Consider the following 19,165-nt stretch of genomic DNA (forward strand, 5'->3'; position numbering starts at 1 on the left):
ATCGGACGATGGCACACTCACCGCACCGCCGCTGGAAGGGCTGCTGCCCGTGGTGCGCACCGCACAAGGTGCGCGGCGTCGGGCGCTCGGAGAAGGACCCGGCGGCCGTCCGCCGTCAGCTCGGCACGTCCCGGCGGCTGACCCGCCGCGTCCTGGGCGCCCAGGACGACCGGGGCTGATCCGCCGTCTGCCGGACCGCGCGCCGCTTCCCGTCGGGGGCGCGACGCGCGGTCCGGCTCCACGGGGAACCGGCTCCACGGAGGCGGACGGCGGGGAAGACGGACGGGCAGGCTGCGGACGGAGGCTTAACCGGGTGCGGGCCCTCCGGAGCGGCTGTCAGACTCCGCGGATGAACAGAAACGGCCAGGACGGAACGAACCTGGACAGAGAGAGCCTGATCGCACGGGTCGGACGGGGTGAACGCGTCAAGTACGTCTTCTTCTGGGGTGCCGTGCCGCGTCAGGACGGACGGGTGTCGGCGAGTTGCCTCAGTCAGTGGTGGCCCTCGCCGTTCGTGGTCGAGGGGGTGCGGTACGCCACCGCCGAGCACTGGATGATGGCCTCGAAGGCCCGGCTGTTCGGGGACGCGGAGGCCGAACGGGCGGTGCTCGGCGCGGATCACCCGGCGGAGGCGAAACGGATCGGCGGGCTGGTGCGCGGCTTCCGCGAGGAGGTGTGGCGGCGCGAGCGGTCCGGGATCGTCCGGCGCGGCAACGTCCACAAGTTCGCCGGGCATCCGGAGTCGCTGGCGTATCTGCTGGGCACCGGCGACCGGGTGCTGGTGGAGGCGAGCCCGATGGACCGGATCTGGGGCATCGGGCTGACGGCGGACGACGAGCGGGCCGGGGACCCGGGGCGCTGGCGCGGGCTCAACCTCCTGGGCTTCGCCCTGATGGAGGCGCGCGAGGAGCTGAGGGCGGCGCGGGAGGCGTCGTCCCCCGCCGGGGACCGGACGGGTCCATGAGACTCCGGCCACAGCCATGAGGACGGCGGACGTGACGACGGCGGACGTGACGGCTGCGGACACGATGGATTCCAGCCGTCCCGGAGCCCGTGCCGGAGCCCGCCCCGGGCGGGGCCGGACCGTGCGGCGTCCTCGCGCCCGGCTCCGCGCGACGGGGAAACCGCCCCGGCGGCGAATCGTTTCCGCGTCGAACGCAACCGCGCGCCCGGTCCCGTCTGTCTGAACCAACGTCATCGTCGCGCCATGGTCCCCGGACAGCCGTCAACCGGCCCCGGTCACCGGGTTTACGGTGATCACCCACGACAGCACGCGGTATCGGGAGGGGACTTCATGGACGCCATGGAGAAGGAGACGGCACGGAACGGGCGGACGGCCGCACGGGGCGGCGCCGCCCGGCGGGGCCGCGTCGCGCTGGTCGCGGCACTGGCGGGGACGCTGACGGGGTCCCTGCTGATAGCCGCGCCCGTCGCGGCGGCACCGGCGCCGAAGGTGGTGTACCTGACCTTCGACGACGGTCCGGGGGTGGCCACGCCGAAGGTGCTGGACCTGCTGAAGCAGTACGGGGCGAAGGCCACGTTCTACCAGAACGGGGTGAACGTCGGAGGGTTCCCGGCGACCACCAAGCGCGCGTTCCAGGAGGGCCACAGCCTGCAGAACCACACCTGGTCGCACCCCGACCTGCGGACGGTGAGCTGGACGACGTTCAAGTCGGAGGTGACCCGGACGGACAACGCGATCAAGCAGCTGACCGGCTCCACGCCGACCTGTCTGCGTCCGCCCTACGGGGCGGTGAACCAGACGGTGCGCGACCGCGCGGCGCGGCTGAACAAGAAGCTGCGGCTGTGGACGATCGACACCCGCAACTGGGCCCGGCCCGGGCGCGCCGCCATCGAGTCCGAGGTGCTCAACAACGTCCGCAGCGGTTCCGTGGTGCTCTTCCACGACGCGGGCGGTGACCGCGGTCAGACGGTGGCCGCGCTGCCGAAGATCCTCAAGACGCTGAAGGCACGGGGCTACACCTTCGCCAAGCAGACCTGCTGAGACCGGGCGGCGCGGGGGCGCGGGGTCAGCCGTCCGGCGACGGGGGCAGCTCCGCGCCGTACACCCACGCCGCGAACAGGTCGTCCAGGGGCCGCCCGGCGTACCGGGCGGTGTGCGCGGCGAACGCGGCGGTGCTCACGGCACCGTCGCGGTGCCGGGCGGCCCAGCCCCGGAGCATCCGGAAGAACGCCTCGTCGCCGAGGGCGCGGCGCAGGGCGTGCACGGTGAGGCCGCCGCGCTCGTAGAGCCGGTCGTCGAACATGTGGCGGCGGCCGGGGTCGGCGATCCGCAGATCGCGGGGACGCGACGCGAGCGTCCGGTGCGCGGTCAGGGCGAGTTGGGTGGTGGTCCGGCCGCCGGAGTGCTCCGACCAGAGCCACTCGGCGTACTTGGCGAGGCCCTCGTTGAGCCAGATGTGCCGCCAGTCGGCGATGCTGACGCTGTTGCCGAACCACTGGTGGGCCAGCTCATGGGCGACCAGGCGTTCCGAACCCCGTTTCCCGTCCACGTGGTTGGTGCCGAACAGCGACAGCCCCTGCGCCTCGACGGGGACGTCCAGCTCCTCGTCCGCGATGACGACGGCGTACTCCCCGAAGGGGTACGGGCCGAAGAGCGCGGTGAAGAGTTCCATCATGCGGGGCTGGCGGGCGAAGTCCCGGGAGAACGCGGGCAGCAGCCGCGGCGGCAGATGGCCGGTCTGGGGGACGCCCCGGTCCGGATCGCCGAGCCGGACGGTACGGAACCTGCCGAGCGCGAGGCCGATCAGATAGCTGGAGGTCGGCGCGGGCTGTTCGTACACCCAGGTGGTGGTGGAGGACCGGGTGGTGCGGGCGGTGAGACGGCCGCCGAGGACCACGGTGTACGGGGACGGGACGGTCACCGCGACCCGGTAGGACGCCTTGTCGGCGGGCCGGTCGTTGCAGGGGAACCAGGAGGGCGCGCCGATGGGCTGGCTGGCGACGAGGGCGCCGTCGGTGAGCTCCTCCCAGCCGAGTCCGCCCCAGGGACTGGACACCGGACGCGGATTTCCTGACCAGTGCACCTCGACGGTGAAGTCGGCCCCGGCGCGCGGTGGTTCGGCGGGGCGCAGCCGCAGCCGTCCGTCGCGGTGGGTCCAGCGGGGGCGGTCCCCGTCGACGTGGACACGGCCGACGCGGAAGTCGTTCAGGTTGAGCTGGAGCGCGGTGAGCGGGGCGGGGCCCGCGGTGGCGCTGATCAGCGCGGTACCGCTGAGCCGGTTGGGACCGGGGCGGTAGTCGAGGGCGATCTCGTAGTGGCGCACCCGGTAGCGAGGGTCGCCGTGCGCCGGGAAGTACGGGTCCGGACCGGTCGGGGGGAGATCGTCCGGGCCGGTCGGAGGGAGGTCGTCCGGGCCGGTCGGGGGAAGGCCGTCGGCCGTTGGGGGCCCCTCCGGGGCGGGGGGCCCGCCGCGCGGTGGGGGGTCCTCCGGGGCGGGGGGCCGCTGGCGCGGCGGGGGCCCGTTCAGGGCCGCCACGCTTCGATCGGGTTGCCCAGCCAGCGGGTGCCGGCGGGCACCGACTCCCCCGCCATGACCAGGGAGCCGGGGCCGAGGGTGCTGCGGGCCCCGACGGTGGCGCCGGGCAGCACGATGCCGTGCGGGCCGAGGGTGGCGCCCGGGTGGAGGGTGACGGTGCCGGTGCGCAGCACGCGGTCGTGGAAGAGGTGGGTCTGCAGGACGCAGCCCCGGTTGACGGTGGCGGCGGCGCCGAGGGTGACGAGGTCCGTCTCGGGGAGCCAGTGGCTCTCGCACCAGGCGCCCCGGCCGATGCGGGCGCCGAGGGCGCGCAGCCAGAGCGTCAGCAGGGGGGTGCCGGGGACCGCTCCGGCCAGCCAGGGCACGGCGAGGACCTCGACGAAGGTGTCGGCGAGTTCGTCGCGCCAGACGAAGCCGCTCCACAGCGGGTGTTCGGCGGGGCGGTGCCGTCCGACGAGCAGCCACTTGGCGAGGACGGTGACCGCGCAGGCGGCGAGCCCCGCGGCGAGCGCGACGGCGCCGGAGAGGACGGCCGCCCAGGGTCCGAGCGCGGCGACGAGGGCGCTGAGGGCGGCGAGGGTGAGGACGGCGAGGGCGGCCGAGCAGAACACCGGGACCAGTCGGCAGAGTTCGACGAGGCCACGGGCCCAGCGCAGCCGGGTGGACGGTTCGTAGGTGCGGCGGCGGTCGGTGGCGGCGGCGGTGCGCGGCAGCCGGACCGGCGGCAGCCCGAGGTAGGAGCCGCCCTTCTTGGCCTTCTTGGGGGCGGCGGACAGCACGCCGACCAGTCCGCCGTCGGGGACGCGACGGCCGGGGGCGGTCATCCCGGAGTTGCCGAGGAACGCGTGACGGCCGATGCGGGCGCGGCCGATGCGGACCCAGCCGCCGCCGAGCTGGAACGGGGCGGTGAGGGTGTCGTCGGCGAGGAAGGCGCCGTCCCCGACGGTGGTGAGGCTGGGCAGGGCGAGCACCGTCGACACCTCGGCGCCCCGGCCGACGCGCATCCCGAGCAGCCGCAGCCAGACCGGGGTGACGAGCCCCGCGTACAGCGGGAAGAGGGTGCCCCGGGCCTGGTCCATCAGCTGGGTGACCGTCCACGCCTGCCAGCCGGTGCGGCTGTGCGCGGGGTGGACGCCGGGGCGCAGCCGGAGGCTGAGCAGCCGGACGGCGGTGAGCACGAGCAGCGCGTAGCCGAGGCCGAAGGCGAGGGCGGCGGGCGCGGCGGCGAGCAGTGCGGTGGGGAGGGCGGCGGACAGCGGGGCGGCCGGGCCGGTGAGGGCGCAGACGACGAGGAGGGCGAGCGCGGCGGGCGGCAGCGGCAGCAGAAGCAGTCCGAAGCCGGTGACCCCGTACATGGCGCGCCAGTGGGGCGAGCGGGGCGGGCGGGCGCGGGGCCAGTCGCGGCGGGCCCGGCCGCGTTTGACGGCGGGCGCCCCGGCCCAGCGCTGTCCGGCGGGGACGCGGCCGGTGACGACGGAACCGGGGGCGATCTCGGCGCGCTTGCCGATCCGGGCGCCGGGGAACAGCAGGCTCCGGGTGCCGACGACGGCTCCGGCGCCGACCCGGACGGCGCCGATGTGCAGCCGGTCGCCGTCGAGCCAGTGGCCGGACAGGTCGACCTCGGACTCCACCGCGCAGCCCCGGCCGAGCCGGAGGAGTCCGGTGACGGGCGGCAGGGAGTGCAGATCGGCGTCGGGGGCGACCCGGGCGCCCAGCGCGCGGGCGTAGCGCTGGAGCCAGACGCCGGTGAGGGCGGTGGCGCCGCTGTGTTCGGCGAGGCGTTCGGCGGTCCACAGCCGCAAGTGGACGGAGCCCGCGCGGGGGTGGGTGCCGGGACGCACCCCGCGCAGCAGCAGCCGGGCGCCCCCGGCGGCGAGGAGGAGACGGCCGGGCGGGCTGAGGAACAGCGCGGCGCCGAGGGCGACGAGCCACCAGGGGGCGGTGGGGGCCCAGGGATAGGGGCCGAGGAGGGCGAGGAGGTCGCCGAGGGCGAGCAGGGCGACCGTCCAGCGCAGTCCGGTGACGGTGAACAGGGGGATCAGCAGCAGGCTCTGGAGGAGTTGGGCGCGCCGGGGGACGGGGACGACCGTCCGGGCGGGGGCGTCGTCGGTGCCGGACCGTTCCAGACGGCGGGCGAGGGCGCGCAGCACGGGGCGCTGGTAGACGTCGAGGACGGCGGCGCGGGGGTAGCGGACGCGCAGCGCGGTGAGCAGCCGGGCGGCGGCGAGGCTGCCGCCGCCGAGGGCGAAGAAGTCGTCGTCCGGGCGGGTGACGGGGGTGCCGAGGGTCTCCTGCCACCGTGCGGCGAGCCAGGATTCGGTGGGGGTGAGGTCGGTGCCGGGGCCCGCCGGGGCGGGGTCGGGCGGGGCGGCGGGCAGCGGCCAGGGCAGGGCGTCCCGGTCGGTCTTGCCGGAGGTGCGGGTGGGGAGCGCGGGCACCGGGGCGAGCAGCGGGACGAGGGCGGCGGGCAGGGTGGCGCGCAGCCGGGCGGTGGCGGCGGTCCGGTCCCAGCCGTCGGGGACGACGACGTAGCCGACGAGGAGGGGGGCGCCGCCCGGCGGGACGCGGACGGCGGCCGCGGCGGCGGTGACACCGGTCAGGGCGGTCAGGGCGGCGTCGATCTCGCCGAGTTCGACGCGGCGGCCGCCGATCTTCACCTGGTCGTCGGCGCGGCCCAGGAAGACCAGGCCCTCCGGGTCGGCCCGCACCAGGTCGCCGCTGCGGTAGGCGCGGGTCCAGCCGAGGGCGTCGAGCGGGGCGTACCCCACGGCGTCCCGGACGGGGTCGAGGTAGCGGGCGAGTCCGGCGCCGCCGATGACGAGCTGACCGGTGCCGCCCATCGGCACGGGCCGTCCGCCGTCGTCGACGACGGCGAGTTCCCAGCCGTCCAAGGGCTGTCCGATCCTGACGGGTTCCTCGCCGGTGAGCCGGGCGGCGCAGGCGACGACGGTGGTCTCGGTGGGGCCGTAGGTGTTCCACACCTCACGGTCCCCGGTGGCCAGCCGCCGGGCCAGCGCGGGCGGGCACGCCTCCCCGCCGAAGATCAGCAGCCGCACTCCGGCGAGGGCGGCGGGCTCCCACAGGGCGGCCAGGGTGGGCACCGTGGAGACCACGGTGACGCCCCGGTCCACCAGCCAGGGCCCGAGGTCGGCGCCCGAGCGGACCAGGTCGCGGGAGGCGGGGACCAGACAGGCGCCGTGCCGCCAGGCGAGCCACATCTCCTCGCAGGAGGCGTCGAAGGCGACGGAGAGCCCGGCGAGGACGCGGTCACCGGGGCCGATCGGCCGGTCCCGGAGGAAGAGCGCGGCCTCGGCGTCCACGAAGGCGGCGGCGGCCCGGTGGGTGACGGCCACGCCCTTGGGGGTGCCGGTGGACCCGGAGGTGAAGATGATCCACGCGTCGTCGGCGGGGCGGGGGCGAACGGCGGGCCGGGGTCCGGGGTGGTGGTGGCGTCCGGGGTCGGGGTGGGGGTGGGGGTCAAGGGCCGAGCCGGGATCAGGGGATACCGCCCCCGGAACAGCCCCCGCCCGTCCCTCTCCCTCTCCCCCGGCTCCAGCTCCAGCCCCAGCCCCAGCCCCAGCCCCAGCCCCAGCCCCAGGGAATGGTGTGACGTGCCGGCCCGCCCCGATGACCGTCCGCACCCCCGCCTCGCCGAACACCAGGGCGGCACGCTCCTCGGGGTCCTCGGAGTCCACCGGCACGTAGGCGGCTCCGACGGCGAGGACCGCGAGGACCGCGACGTACAGGTCGTTGGTGCCGGAAGGGACCCGTACGCCGATCCGGGCACCGGGCCCGGCACCGAGGGCGGCGAGCCGACGGCGCAGGCGTTCGACGTCGGCGGCCAGCGCGCGGTAGGTGAGCCGGGTGGTGCCGTCGTCGAGGGCCGGGGCACCCGGGTGACGGAGCACGGTCGCGTCCAGGACGTCGAGGAGGGTCCGGGGCGGGGCGGCGGGCCCGGCGGTGAGGACGGCCGGTCGCCCAGCGGTCGGGGTTCCGGTGACGGGAACCTCGGTGGTGCGGACGGGATCCGTCGTGCTGGTGGGGGACGCGGTGTCCGGTGCCCGGGCGGAGCGGGCCGCGCGGTCGTGCCGGGGAGTGGTGGCCGGTGGGGTGGTGGCTGCTGCCATCGGTCTTCGCGTCTCGTTCCCGGCGCGCCCCGGATCTCCGGCACGGGCCGCCGACGCACCTGCGGCCGGCCCGGTCCCGTCCGGCGCCTCACCGGACGACCGGCATCAGCCTAGAACGGCGGCGGGAATTCCTCTCGGCGAGGAGCGTGCGGAGAATTCCCCGCACGCTCCTCATAACCACTGGCACAGTCAGGAGAATCCCCCGGAAGCGCCCACGAGAACCACGCCCCGGGCCGTCTCCATTCCCTCCCTCGACTCTCCACAGCCAGACGATTCCCCTGGTCAGCTCTCTGACGGAGGTTCACCCGAATGCCACGCGCCGACCGCCCCGGAATCCGGACCGGACTTCCGTGCGTACGGGAAGGAACCGGAGAACGAATGAACCCCCGGGCGGGTTGAGGCAATCCCAGCTCGGCGCGGCGGTGAAGCACTCAAGGAAATCCGTTTCGGCTCCGCACCAGCACCCGCGTTTCGCACCCGAATCCGCCCCGCCCCCATCCACGGAAAGCCTCACGGCGGGTTCAGGACGGGCCCACTCAGCGCGGGCACGGCCGGTCGGGCGGCCGGGCGAGGGCCGTCGTCACCGGGTGCTCCAGTCGTCGCGGCGGAGCCCTTCGAGGACCCCGGAGACGCCACGGGCGGTGGTCGCCCAGCCGTGGAGCGAGGTGCGTCGCAGCCGGGCCGCGCTCTTGAGCCGCTGGCGCTCGTCGTGTTCCTCGAACCAGCGGCGCACGGCGGTGCCGAGCGCGTCCGGGTCGTCGGGCGGCAGCAGCACTCCGGGCAGGGCGCCGTCGGGAGCGCGTCCGACGGCCTCCGGCAGCCCGCCGACGTCGTTGACGAGGACGGGAACGCCATGGGCGAGGGCCTCCGTGACGGCCATGCCGTAGGTCTCGGCACGGGAGGCGAGCACCATCAGATCGGCCTCGGCGTAGCTGGCGTGCAGTTCCGCGCCGGTCATCGGTCCGGCGAGCCGGATCCGGTCGGTGAGCCCGTGGTGGGCGATCAGGGCGCGCAGTCGGTCGACGTAGTCGGGGGCGCGGTCGAGTCCGCCGACGCAGACGCACGTCCACGGCAGATCGGCGACGGTCGCGAGGGCGCGCACCAAGCGGTGCTGGCCCTTGCGCGGGGTGACGGAGGCGACGCACAACAGCCGGGAGACGCCGTCGGTGCCGGTGGCGGGGGGCGCGATGTCGGTGCCGGGGAGGGCGACGTGCACTCTGCGGCGGGCCAGTCCGTGGTGGTCGACCAGGCGCTGGGCGGCCCAGTCGCTGGTGGCGAGGACGGCGGAGGCGGCGCGCAGGGTGGCGCGTTCCAGGGCGTCGAGTTCCGAGGCGGTGACGGGGGCGAGCCCGGTTTCGTCGGCGAGCGGCAGATGCACCAGGACGGCGAGGCGCAGCCGTTCGGCTTCGGGGACGACGACCTCGGGCACCCCGCAGGCCACCAGTCCGTCGAGGAGGACGACGGAGCCGTCGGGCAGCCCTGCCAGCAGATGCGCGAGGCGGGCGGTGGCGAGCGCGTCGGGACGGGGCCAGGTTCCGGGGACGGTGTGGGTCCGGACGTCCCAGCCGAAGCCGGACAGGTCCAGGCCGACCCGGCGGTCGTAGACGTCCCCGCCGCTGGGCGCGGAGCGGCCCGGCACCGGGCCGGGCATGACGAAGCACACCGGGCGGGCGGCGGCGGGGATCAGTTCGGGGGGCGTGGCGGAGCGGAGCGTGAGGGCGGGCGGGACCGTCCCGTCGACCGTCCTGGACGGCACCGGCCCGGGCCCGTCGCCCCGCCCGGACGGCACCGGCCCGGGTGGGTGGAGGGCTTCCGGGACGGTCCCCCGGACGGTGTGCCCGACGAGGGGGCGGGGGCCGTGGGCGGTCCGGGGGTACGGGGAGGAACCGGACGGGAGGGGGCTGGGGGCCGGGGTCGGCGCGGGGGCGGGGGTCACCGAACGCGCTCCCGGCCCGCCCGGCCGGCACCGGTCGCGGTGGCGTCGGCGGCGGGCACGGCGGGGCGGACGGCCTCGTCCACGGTGGCCGCGGTCCCGCGCGGTCGGCGTCCGGGGCGGACGGCCACGCCGTGAGGGCCACGGACGGCCGTCGGACGGCCGGGGGCGGTGATGCTGTACAAGGACCCTCCAGGTAGGGCGTGTTCGGTCCACTGCCGGAGCTCACCCCCCGGTACGGACGCGGCCCTCGTTTCGTTCATCGGGCGTGAGACCGGCCCGTGGGAAGCCCCTCCGTCCGGTGGTAGTCGGGTCGGCGGCAGTGCCGACCGCTCGGACAGGAGCCGGGCCAGCGCGTAACGGTCGCCTGTGCTGACTCCCGCTTCCGAGGATCGTCCTGGACGGCCGTCGGCCGAGGTGATGAGACCGGGTGACGAGGGGTCACCCGCGCGGGGGAGGCGGTGAGCACTCCAGGCGGATTCGGCGGTTCGGGCCGCCGAACAGGATGAACACATGAAGACGACAAGCAGCGCCACCATGGAACCGGCCTCGCCCCGCATCCGCCGGATCGCCTACATCGGCGCGATCGCGCTGCTCCCGTACGCGGCGATGAAGCAGTACTGGTCCTTCGGCGGCACGTGGGGCATCCCCGCCGGGTTCCCGAGCGTGCTGGCGGAGATGGAGCACAACGCCCAGGGCAAGCACCTGGACCCGTTCAACGCCGCGACGCTGTGGCTGTACCAGCACGGGGTGGACATCACGGTCGTCATGGCGGGGATGGGCGTCTTCCTGCTGCTGGGGCTGGTCAGCCCGTGGGGGCGGACGTTCCCCCGCTGGGTGCCGTTCGTGGCCCGCGAGGCCGTCCCCCGGTGGCTGCCGCTGACGCCGGCCTGGATCACCGCCGCGATCCTGGCCCCGGTGTTCGGCGTCGGCGCCCTGATCGGCGTGGTGCTCTCGGCCCTGGGGGTCCTCAGCTTCGAAACCGGCGGGTTCTCGAACGCCGCGTTCTACATCGCCTACTCGGGAATGGGCCCCTACGGCCTCGCCCTCGGCGCCGCCGCCTGGTCCTACCAGCGCCGCACCCGCCGCCAGGGGGCGTGAAGCACTCCGAGGGCGGGGCTGACGCCCGCCAGGCCGCGCCAGTGCGTTGCGGCAGGCCCGCCAACGTCGGGGGCCAGGCACCGAGGCACAGCCCGGAAACGCGAAAGACCCCAGATCAACTGGGGTCTTAGCTGGTGTCCGAGGGGGGACTTGAACCCCCACGCCCGATAAAGGGCACTAGCACCTCAAGCTAGCGCGTCTGCCATTCCGCCACCCGGACCGGTGTGGTGTTCGCGGGATGTTCCCCGCGGCGACATGGACAACAATACCAAGGTTTCGGAGTGGGTTTCACCCATGTATCCGCAGGCCCGAGGGGTGGGACACGTTGAGCGCCCGCCCGGTCACAGCCCGTGAGACGCCCTCGGGGGAAGGCCGCCGAACGCGACCGGGCCCTCCCCCGTGACCGGCGCGGGAAAGCCGGTCGGGGAAGGGCCCGGGACGGGAGAGGCCCGGCGCGGAGGGCGGCCGGAGGTGGTGCCGGGCCGTCCTTGGTGGTCGCCGTCCGTCCGGTCAGGGGCAGCGCACGACCTGGCCCGCGTACGAGAGGTTGCCGCCGAAGCCGAAGAGGAGGACGGGCGCCCCGGAGGCGATCTCCCCGCGTTCGACGAGCTTGGAGAAGGCCAGGGGGATGCTGGCCGCCGAGGTGTTGCCCGACTCGACGACGTCCCGGGCGACCACCGCGTTCACCGCGCCGATCCGCTCGGCGAGCGGCTCGATGATCCGCAGGTTCGCCTGGTGCAGGACGACCGCCGCCAGATCGGCGGGGATGACGCCCGCGCGTTCGCACGCCTGGCGGGCCAGCGGGGGCAGCCGGGTGGTGGCCCACCGGTAGACGCTCTGGCCCTCCTGGGCGAAGACGGGCGGGGTGCCCTCGATCCGCACGGCGTGCCCCATCTCGGGGACGGAGCCCCACAGCACCGGCCCGATGCCCGGCTCCCGCCCGGGCTCGCACGTCTCCACGACGGCCGCGCCCGCGCCGTCCCCGACGAGGACGCAGGTGGTGCGGTCCGTCCAGTCGGTGACCGCCGTCATCTTGTCGGCCCCGATGACCAGCGCCCGGGTCGCGGCACCGGCCCGCAGGGTGTGGTCGGCGGTGGCCAGGGCGTGGGTGAACCCGGCGCAGACCACGTTGAGGTCCAGGACCGCGGGGCCCGGCAGCCCGAGGCGGGCGGCGACCCGGGCCGCCGTGTTCGGGGACCGGTCGATCGCGGTGGAGGTGGCGACGACCACCAGGTCGACGTCGGCCGGGTCGAGCCCGGCCGTGGCGAGCGCCTTCGCGCCGGCGTGCGCGGCCAGCTCGTCCACGGGTTCCTCGGGCCCGGCCACATGGCGGGTGTGGATGCCGACCCGGGACCTGATCCACTCGTCACTGGTGTCGACCATGCCCGCCAGGTCCTCGTTGGTGAGGACGCCGGACGGCTGGTAGTGGCCCAGCGCCGCGATGCGCGTGCCGTGCAAGGGTCCCCCTCGGGTTCCGGTGAGATCACGGATTTGTCAGTCTGGTGAGCGACCCGCCGGTAAGCGGACGAGTAAAGCGACAGGATTCGCGCGTACGTGTTGTCGGCTCCGGTCAGGCGCCCAGGCGGGGCGGGGGCACCGTGGGGAACAATCACCGGCGAGCGCGTGGCGGTGGAGCGGCCCGTCACGCCGTGACCACTACGCACAGAACCGTGACCACTACGCACAGAACCGGGACGGACACACGATATGGGACGCGTCACCGAGCGACGGCGGGTGGTCCGGGTGCGGGACGGGCGGGTGGACCGCCGTCCGGACACCCTGGTCGCCGAGGAGCCGCTGGAGATCCGGCTGAACGGCAGACCGCTGGCGATCACCATGCGGACGCCGGGCGACGACTTCGCGCTGGCAGTGGGGTTCCTGGTCAGCGAGGGGGTGCTGGCCTCGGCGGCCGAGCTGCGGAGCGTCGCGTACTGCGCGGGCGCCACCTCGGACGGCGGCAACACCTACAACGTGGTGGACGTGCGGCTCGCCGACGGGGTGCCGGTGCCGGACATCTCGCTGGAGCGGAACGTGTACACCACCTCGTCCTGCGGGCTGTGCGGCAAGGCCAGCCTGGACGCGGTGCGGACCCGGACGCGGTGGGCGATCGCCGACGAACCGCCGCTGCGGCTGTCCGCCGGGCTGCTGTCGGAGCTGCCGGACCGGCTGCGGGCGGCGCAGCGGGTCTTCGACCGCACCGGGGGGCTGCACGCGGCCGCCCTGTTCGACGGGGACGGGGAACTGCTCGACGTCCGGGAGGACGTGGGGCGGCACAACGCCGTGGACAAGGTGATCGGACGGGCGCTGCGGGAGGGGCGGCTGCCGTTGTCGCGGCACGTCCTCCTGGTGTCCGGGCGGGCCTCGTTCGAGCTGGCGCAGAAGTCGGTGATGGCGGGGCTGCCGGTGCTGGCCGCGGTCTCCGCGCCCTCGTCGCTGGCAGTGGACCTCGCGGACGAGGCGGGCCTGACCCTCGTCGGGTTCCTGCGGGGCTCCTCGATGAACGTCTACGCCCATGAGCACCGGATCCTGTTCCCCGCTGCGGAGCCCTCGGGCTGACCCCCTCCACCCGGCTGGCCCTGCCCATCGGACGTGCCCTCCCCCACCGGACCACCGAGGCGGGACACCGGGCCGGGCGGCGCGGGCGCACGCCCCCTCACCCGGGGCCGGGCGTCCGGCGGTTCCTACCGGGCGTCCGGTTCGGGGGGTCCCGGTGGAGGGCGTGGCGATCCGGCGGAGCCGGTGGTGATTCGGTGCAGATCGTGGTGGTGGGGGCGGTCCGGCGCCAGGATGGGCGCCCGGAATCCTCCGCCGGGCCGCCCGCACCCCCGCCGGTCCGCCCCGCCGAGCCGCCTCCACGGGCGCGAGGGGCCTCCCCGGGCCGCGCGGGGTCGGTCACCGGGCCCTCCCACGGGGGCGCCGGGGCGGAGTACGGTCCGCGGCGCCCACGGGAGAGCCGCCACGAGGAGCCCAGTTGCGCGAGTTCACCAGCCCCCCGTCGCCCACGGTGGCGCCACCGCTCACGGGCGGCCTCGCGGACCCCGTCTTCGAACACGCCCGGATCGACCCCCGGCGGGTGGTCCTCGCCCGCCAGGAGGCACCCGGCGTCTGGCGCGACGTCACGGCGGCGCGGTTCCGGGACGAGGTGCTGGCCCTGGCGAAGGGGCTGCTGGCCCGGGGGGTCCGGGCCGGGGACCGGGTGGCGGTGATGTCCCGGACCCGCTACGAGTGGACGCTGTTCGACTTCGCGCTGTGGACGGTCGGCGCCGAGGTGGTGGCGGTCTACCCGACCTCGTCGGCGGAGCAGCTGTGGTGGATGCTGCACGAGGCGGGGGTGACCGCCGCGGTGGTGGAGGACGAGGACCACGCGATGACGGTGGCCACCGTCATCGACCGGCTGCCGGGGCTGCGCGGTCTGTGGCAGCTCGACGCGGGCGCGGTGGCGGAGCTGTGCGCGGAGGGCGCGCACCTGCCGGACGACCTGGTCCACCGGCACCGCCGACGGGTGCGGCCCGCCTCGGTGGCGACGGTGGTGTACACGTCCGGGGCGACGGGCCGCCCCCGGGGCTGTGTGCTCACCCACGCGAATCTGATGTTCGAGGCCGACACGGTCTACCACCACTGGGCGCGGGCGCTGCGGACCCGGCGGGGCGAGGAGCCGTCGACGCTGCTGTTCCTGCCGCTGGCGCACGTCTTCGGACGGCTGGCGCAGGTGGCGGCGGTGCGCTGGAAGGTGCGGCTGGGGCACCAGGCGGAGCTGTCGGCGGAGGCGGTGCGCACCGGGCTGGCCACCTTCCGGCCGACGTTCCTGCTGGCGGTGCCGTACGTCTTCGAGCGGATCTTCCGGGCGGCGCGGCGGGCGGCGGAGCGGGAGGGCCGCTCGGCGCACTTCGACCGGGCGGTGGAGACGGCGGTGCGGTACGCCGAGGCGCTGGAGGACCGGGCGTTCGGCACCGGGCCGGGGCCCTCGGCGGCGCTGCGCGCCCGGCACCGGGTGTACGACCGGCTGGTGTACGCGCGGCTGCGCGGGGCGCTGGGCGGACGGGCGCGGTGCGCGATGTCCGGCGGTTCGGGGATGGGCCGGGCCCTGGGGCTGTTCTTCGCGGGCGCCGGGGTCGTCGTGTACGAGGGCTACGGGCTGACGGAGACCACGGGCGCGACGACGGCGAACCAGCCGGGGCGGGTGCGGTGCGGGACGGTGGGCCCGCCGGTGCCGGGGACGAGCGTGCACATCGCGGCGGACGGGGAGGTGTGGGTGCGCGGACCGCACGTCTTCGGCGGGTACCTGGACGAGGCGAAGGCGGCGGAACCGGCACCGCGCGACGGCTGGCTGGCCACCGGGGACCTCGGGGTCCTCGACGCGGACGGCCATCTGACGATCACGGGGCGGAAGCGGGACGTGATCGTGACCTCCGGCGGGGAGAGCGTCTCCCCGGCGCGGCTGGAGGAGCGGGTGCGGGAGCATCCGCTGGTGGCGGAGTGCGTGGTGGTGGGCAACGACCGGCCGTTCGTGGCGGCGCTGGTCACCCTGGACCCCGAGGGGGTGGCGCACTGGCTCCAGATGCGGGGCGCGGAGCCGCCCACGGTGGCCGCGCTGGTGCGGGACCCGGAGCTGGAGGCCGAGGTGCGCAGGGCGGTGGTCGCCGCGAACACCCTGGTGTCGCGGGCCGAGTCGATCCGCACGTTCCGTGTGCTCGCCCACCGGTTCACCGAGGAGCACGGGCTGCTGACCGCGTCCCGGGAGCCGCGCCGGACGGCGATCGAGCGGGCGTACGCGGCGGAGGTGGAGGCCCTCTACCGGGTGTGAACGGGCCGGGCGGGGGAAACAGGTCGTTCGAACGTCGAGCGGAATGCGCGGGCGGGCGTGATCGTTCACGATGGAGGAGCGCTCCCGTGCGCGTGCCAGCGAGAACGTCCACGACCCACGACGCGAAGGATCGAGATTCCGTGAGCAGCAAGGTCCCCCCGGTCATCCTGAACAACGGCGTCGAGATGCCCCAGCTGGGGTTCGGTGTCTGGCAGGTGCCCGACGACGAGGCGGAGCGGGCGGTGGCCACGGCCCTGGAGGCCGGGTACCGCAGCGTGGACACCGCCTCGGTCTACGGCAACGAGGAGGGGACGGGACGGGCGCTCGCGGCCTCCGGGATCCCCCGTGAGGAACTGTTCGTCACCACCAAGCTGTGGAACTCCGACCAGGGGTACGACGCGACGCTGCGGGCGTTCGACGCCTCCCTGGAACGGCTGGGCCTGGACCGGGTGGACCTGTACCTGATCCACTGGCCGGTCCCCTCGCTGGGCCGGGACGTGGACACGTACCGCGCGTTCGAGAAGATCCAGGCGGACGGGCGGGCCACCTCGATCGGGGTGTCGAACTTCCTGCCCGAGCACCTGGCGCGGCTCCTCGACGCTACGTCGGTGATCCCGGCGGTCAACCAGATCGAGCTGCACCCGAGGCTCCAGCAGCGGGCGGCGCGCGAGTACCACGCGGAGCAGGGCATCGTCACGGAGGCGTGGTCGCCGCTGGGGCAGGGCAAGGGGCTGCTGGACGTCCCGGCGATCGTGGCCATCGGGCAGAAGCACGGGCGCACCCCGGCGCAGGTGGTGCTGCGCTGGCACATCCAGCTGGGGCACGTGGTGATCCCGAAGTCGGTGACGCCGTCGCGGATCGCGGAGAACATCGCGGTGTACGACTTCGAGCTGGACGAGGAGGACCTGGCGGCGATCCGGGCCCTGAACGAGGACCACCGGCTGGGGCCCGACCCGGCGGAGTTCGACGTCGTCTGACCGTCCCTGGCCGCGTCCGGCCCCCGCCTGGCCGCGCCCGGCCCTGTCCGACCGGGTCTGACTTCGTCCGACCGCGCGTCCGCGCCCCGGGGTGTCCCGGGGCGCGGACCCCGTGCTCCCGGGGCGCGGTGTCAAGCGGGTGACGCGGGGGCGGTCCGCCGGGTCAGCGGGGGTCCGCGACGGCCGTGTGCACGGTGCGGGCGGTGAGCAGGAAGAGGTCCGCGCGGCGGGCGAGGCCCAGCGGGTCGTCCGGGTCGAGGAGGCGGTCGAGGGCGGCGAGGTCGTCCGGGCCGAGGACGTCGGTCAGCGCCTCGCGGCGACGGGTGACCCAGGCCGTGACGTGGTCCCGTTCGAGGGCGGACAGGGGTGCGGTCCGGTCGAGCAGGAAGGTGCGGCTGCCGGTGGGGCGCAGCCCGGCGGCGGTGAGCAGGGCGGGCCAGTCCTCGGTCTCCCGGACGGTGCCGGGCAGTTCGGAGCGCATCGCGCTGAACCGGTCCTCCTCGGCGGCGTCGATCCGGCTGAGGAGTCCAGGGCGGCCGAAGCCGGGGTCCCGGGGCAGACAGCGGGTCGGCAGTCCGCCCTCCAGCAGGGCGACGACCCCGCCGGGCGCCGTCCGGGCGGCGACGGCCGCGAGGGCGGCCCGCTGGTCCCCCACGTGGTGGAGGGAGTTGCCGAGCCAGACCAGTCCGGCGGGTTCCAGTCCGCCGAGGCCGTCGGGGAGTTCCCCCCGGTGGGTGCGGACCCGGTCGGCGAGTCCGGCGCGGGCCGCCCGGTCCCGGGCGCGGGCGAGGAGGGCCTCCTCCGGGTCGACGGCGGTGACCTCCGCCCCGTCGAAGACCTCCGCGAGCAGCCGGGAGACGACTCCGGGGCCGGAGCCGACGTCGAGGATCCGGCCGGGGGCGGGGTGGGTCGCGGCCAGCCAGCGCGCGACGTCCCGGTACATCGGCGCGAACACCTCGCCCTCCCGTTCCAGATGGGGGGCCAGCTCCGTCCAGTCCATGGTGTGGGGGCCGTGGTGGTGGTGACCGGACGCTCCGTCCGGGGCGGGGTGGTGACCGGTGCCTCCGCCGGGCGTGCCTCCGGGGCCGTGGTGGCGACCGGGCCCGCCTTCGGCGGACGCGGGGCCGGAAGCGGGGTGGTGACCGGACGCGGGGTCGGGGGCGGGGCGGGGGTGCGGGGCGGGCGCCATGGGTCGGCCTTCCGTGCGGGCGGGCGGGCGCCGGGTCGGCCCGCCGTCGCCGCCAGGGTGCGCGCCGGGCCGGTCGTGGGGCCAGTCGCCTTGCCGGTCCGGCAAATCCGGGGACGGCGGGGTCACGGTCCGGGGTCCCGGCGGGCGCTACCGGGAAGGGCCCGGGACCCGGCCGGTGTGACCAGGGCCGACCGAAGCCCGGCGAGCGCGACCGGGGGGGGCGGCCGAAACCCGGTCCGGAGTCCCGGCGGGCGGGACCGGGGAGCGTCGGGAGATCCAGGCCGGTATGACCGGGGACGACCGGGCCCGGCGAGCGCGACCGGGGGCGGGGGCGGCCGGAACCCGGTCCGGGTTCCGGCGGGCGGGACCTGGGGCGGCCTTGGGAGGACCCGGCCGGTATGACCGGGGACGACCCGGGGCCGGGCGGCTGGCGTGATCGCGCCAGCCGGGGCCCGGCCGCCCGGGAGCGGGCCGGGGTATGGGGCTGTTCGTCCGCGTTCGTTCCGGCGCGGGGGCGGTGACCCGGCGGACCCGGCGGTTTTCCCGTACGCACCGACCGCGCCGTTCGATTACCGTCGGGGCATGACCACCGCACCGCCGACCGCGCCCCGGCCCACCCGCGGCGCTCCGCCCGCCTCCCCGGGCGCTCCCGGCGTGGGACCCCTGCTGCGCGACTGGCGGGAGCGGCGACGGGTCAGCCAGCTGGAACTGGCCCTGCGCGCGGGGTCGTCGGCGCGGCACATCAGCTTCGTGGAGACGGGCCGGTCCCGTCCCAGCGAGGAGCTCATCCTCCGTCTCGCCGACCATCTGGACGTACCGGTGCGCGAACGCAACGCCCTGCTGCTGGCCGCCGGTTACGCCCCGCGGTTCCCGGAGACCTCGATGGACGACCCGTCGATGGCGGGGCTGCGCGAGGGACTGGACCGGCTGTTGCGCGGCTACGAGCCGTATCCGGCGCTCGTGGTGGACGCCACGTACCAGGTGATCGCCGCGAACCGGGGCATCACCATGCTGCTGGGGGACGTTCCCGAGCGGCTGCTGACCCCGCCGATGAACGCGATGCGGCTGACCCTGCACCCGGAGGGACTGGCGCGCCGGGTCCGGAACCTGGCCGAGTGGCGCGAGCACCTGCTGGAGCAGATGGCCCGTCAGATCGCCCTCGACCGCTCCCCGGTGCTGCGGGATCTGTACGAGGAGGTGTCGGCGTACCCGGTGCTCAATCCGGGCGAACCGGCCGCGCGGGGCGCCTCGACCCCCTACTTCGCGCTGCCGATGCAGGTGGAGCACGACGGCCGGGTGCTGTCGTTCGTGTCGTCCATCGCCACCTTCAACACCCCCATGGACGTGACGGTCGCGGAGTTGGCGATCGAGACCTTCCTCCCGGCTGATGAGGAGACCGCCGACTACCTCCGGTCACGGATGGATTGACACGGTGTGAGCACCTCCCGCCCGGACGCCGGGGCGCGACGGGGTCGTGTGACATGTGCCACGGAGGGTCCGGCGGTCCGCCCGGTTCTCTTCACCTAACGCCCGG

13 protein-coding genes and 1 tRNA gene are annotated in these 19,165 nt (G+C 75.5%); 8 read left to right on the plus strand and 6 right to left on the minus strand.

Translation table 11 applies throughout. From position 1 onward, the window contains the following. The first annotated feature begins 8 nt into the window (after positions 1–8). From ACVWNX_RS04935 to ACVWNX_RS04945, 3 genes are all read left to right on the plus strand, one after another. The gene (locus ACVWNX_RS04935; RefSeq protein ID WP_454412634.1) at positions 9–179 is read left to right on the plus strand and encodes a hypothetical protein; all 171 of its coding nucleotides are present in this window, start codon (positions 9–11) and stop codon (positions 177–179) included. 170 nt (positions 180–349) lie between these two features. After that, positions 350–964, plus strand: a complete 615-nt coding sequence (locus tag ACVWNX_RS04940) for an NADAR family protein (protein WP_454412635.1) — start codon at positions 350–352, stop codon at positions 962–964. Between the two features lie 330 nt (positions 965–1,294). Beyond that, positions 1,295–2,005, plus strand: a complete 711-nt coding sequence (locus ACVWNX_RS04945; RefSeq protein WP_454412636.1) for a polysaccharide deacetylase family protein — start codon at positions 1,295–1,297, stop codon at positions 2,003–2,005. 25 nt (positions 2,006–2,030) lie between these two features. Here ACVWNX_RS04945 and ACVWNX_RS04950 read toward each other — a convergent pair whose 3' ends face one another. From ACVWNX_RS04950 to ACVWNX_RS04960, 3 genes are all read right to left on the minus strand, one after another. Further along, positions 2,031–3,287 (minus strand): M1 family metallopeptidase, encoded by a 1,257-nt coding sequence (locus ACVWNX_RS04950; protein WP_454412637.1) that lies wholly within the window; start codon positions 3,285–3,287, stop codon positions 2,031–2,033. Between the two features lie 200 nt (positions 3,288–3,487). Then, entirely contained in the window at positions 3,488–7,627 is a 4,140-nt protein-coding gene (locus ACVWNX_RS04955) for a Pls/PosA family non-ribosomal peptide synthetase (protein WP_454412638.1), read from the minus strand. A gap of 580 nt (positions 7,628–8,207) precedes the next feature. Beyond that, positions 8,208–9,314: a glycosyltransferase family 4 protein gene (locus ACVWNX_RS04960; RefSeq protein ID WP_454414637.1), complete on the minus strand. Its 1,107-nt coding sequence runs from the start codon at positions 9,312–9,314 to the stop codon at positions 8,208–8,210. Between the two features lie 759 nt (positions 9,315–10,073). Between ACVWNX_RS04960 and ACVWNX_RS04965 the strand changes: the two genes are divergently transcribed. Then, positions 10,074–10,661: a hypothetical protein gene (locus tag ACVWNX_RS04965; protein WP_454412639.1), complete on the plus strand. Its 588-nt coding sequence runs from the start codon at positions 10,074–10,076 to the stop codon at positions 10,659–10,661. Between the two features lie 132 nt (positions 10,662–10,793). On the opposite strand, the gene ACVWNX_RS04970 is transcribed toward ACVWNX_RS04965, so the two are convergent. Together ACVWNX_RS04970 and ACVWNX_RS04975 are read right to left on the minus strand one after the other, a co-directional pair. Then, positions 10,794–10,881 (minus strand) — tRNA-Leu (locus ACVWNX_RS04970). 290 nt (positions 10,882–11,171) lie between these two features. After that, complete coding sequence (locus tag ACVWNX_RS04975) at positions 11,172–12,119, minus strand: beta-ketoacyl-ACP synthase III (RefSeq protein ID WP_454412640.1); 948 nt, start codon at positions 12,117–12,119, stop codon at positions 11,172–11,174. Positions 12,120–12,368: 249 nt separating this feature from the next. Here ACVWNX_RS04975 and fdhD point away from each other — a divergent pair, with 249 nt between their 5' ends. From fdhD to ACVWNX_RS04990, 3 genes are all read left to right on the plus strand, one after another. Further along, on the plus strand, positions 12,369–13,217 hold the full coding sequence (gene fdhD, locus ACVWNX_RS04980) for a formate dehydrogenase accessory sulfurtransferase FdhD (RefSeq protein WP_454412641.1): 849 nt from the start codon (positions 12,369–12,371) through the stop codon (positions 13,215–13,217). Between the two features lie 415 nt (positions 13,218–13,632). Continuing rightward, the gene (locus tag ACVWNX_RS04985; RefSeq protein ID WP_454412642.1) at positions 13,633–15,465 is read left to right on the plus strand and encodes an AMP-dependent synthetase/ligase; all 1,833 of its coding nucleotides are present in this window, start codon (positions 13,633–13,635) and stop codon (positions 15,463–15,465) included. Between the two features lie 140 nt (positions 15,466–15,605). After that, a complete protein-coding gene (locus tag ACVWNX_RS04990; protein WP_454412643.1) occupies positions 15,606–16,442 on the plus strand; it encodes an aldo/keto reductase in 837 nt (278 codons plus the stop codon). Positions 16,443–16,605: 163 nt separating this feature from the next. Here ACVWNX_RS04990 and ACVWNX_RS04995 read toward each other — a convergent pair whose 3' ends face one another. After that, a complete protein-coding gene (locus tag ACVWNX_RS04995; protein ID WP_454412644.1) occupies positions 16,606–17,631 on the minus strand; it encodes a class I SAM-dependent methyltransferase in 1,026 nt (341 codons plus the stop codon). Between the two features lie 582 nt (positions 17,632–18,213). Between ACVWNX_RS04995 and ACVWNX_RS05000 the strand changes: the two genes are divergently transcribed. After that, positions 18,214–19,059: a helix-turn-helix domain-containing protein gene (locus ACVWNX_RS05000; protein ID WP_454412645.1), complete on the plus strand. Its 846-nt coding sequence runs from the start codon at positions 18,214–18,216 to the stop codon at positions 19,057–19,059. Positions 19,060–19,165: the final 106 nt, after the last annotated feature.

The organism is Streptomyces sp. JNUCC 64 (genome assembly GCF_054484115.1).

Bases quoted from the DNA above. Each gene is read 5' to 3' on its own strand.
- ACVWNX_RS04965 (WP_454412639.1), top strand. From the start codon at position 10,074: ATGAAGACGACAAGCAGCGCCACCATGGAACCGGCCTCGCCCCGCATC.
- ACVWNX_RS04995 (WP_454412644.1), bottom strand. From the start codon at position 17,631: ATGGCGCCCGCCCCGCACCCCCGCCCCGCCCCCGACCCCGCGTCCGGT.
- ACVWNX_RS04945 (WP_454412636.1), top strand. From the start codon at position 1,295: ATGGACGCCATGGAGAAGGAGACGGCACGGAACGGGCGGACGGCCGCA.
- ACVWNX_RS04940 (WP_454412635.1), top strand. From the start codon at position 350: ATGAACAGAAACGGCCAGGACGGAACGAACCTGGACAGAGAGAGCCTG.
- ACVWNX_RS04955 (WP_454412638.1), bottom strand. From the start codon at position 7,627: ATGGCAGCAGCCACCACCCCACCGGCCACCACTCCCCGGCACGACCGC.
- ACVWNX_RS05000 (WP_454412645.1), top strand. From the start codon at position 18,214: ATGACCACCGCACCGCCGACCGCGCCCCGGCCCACCCGCGGCGCTCCG.
- ACVWNX_RS04935 (WP_454412634.1), top strand. From the start codon at position 9: ATGGCACACTCACCGCACCGCCGCTGGAAGGGCTGCTGCCCGTGGTGC.
- fdhD (WP_454412641.1), top strand. From the start codon at position 12,369: ATGGGACGCGTCACCGAGCGACGGCGGGTGGTCCGGGTGCGGGACGGG.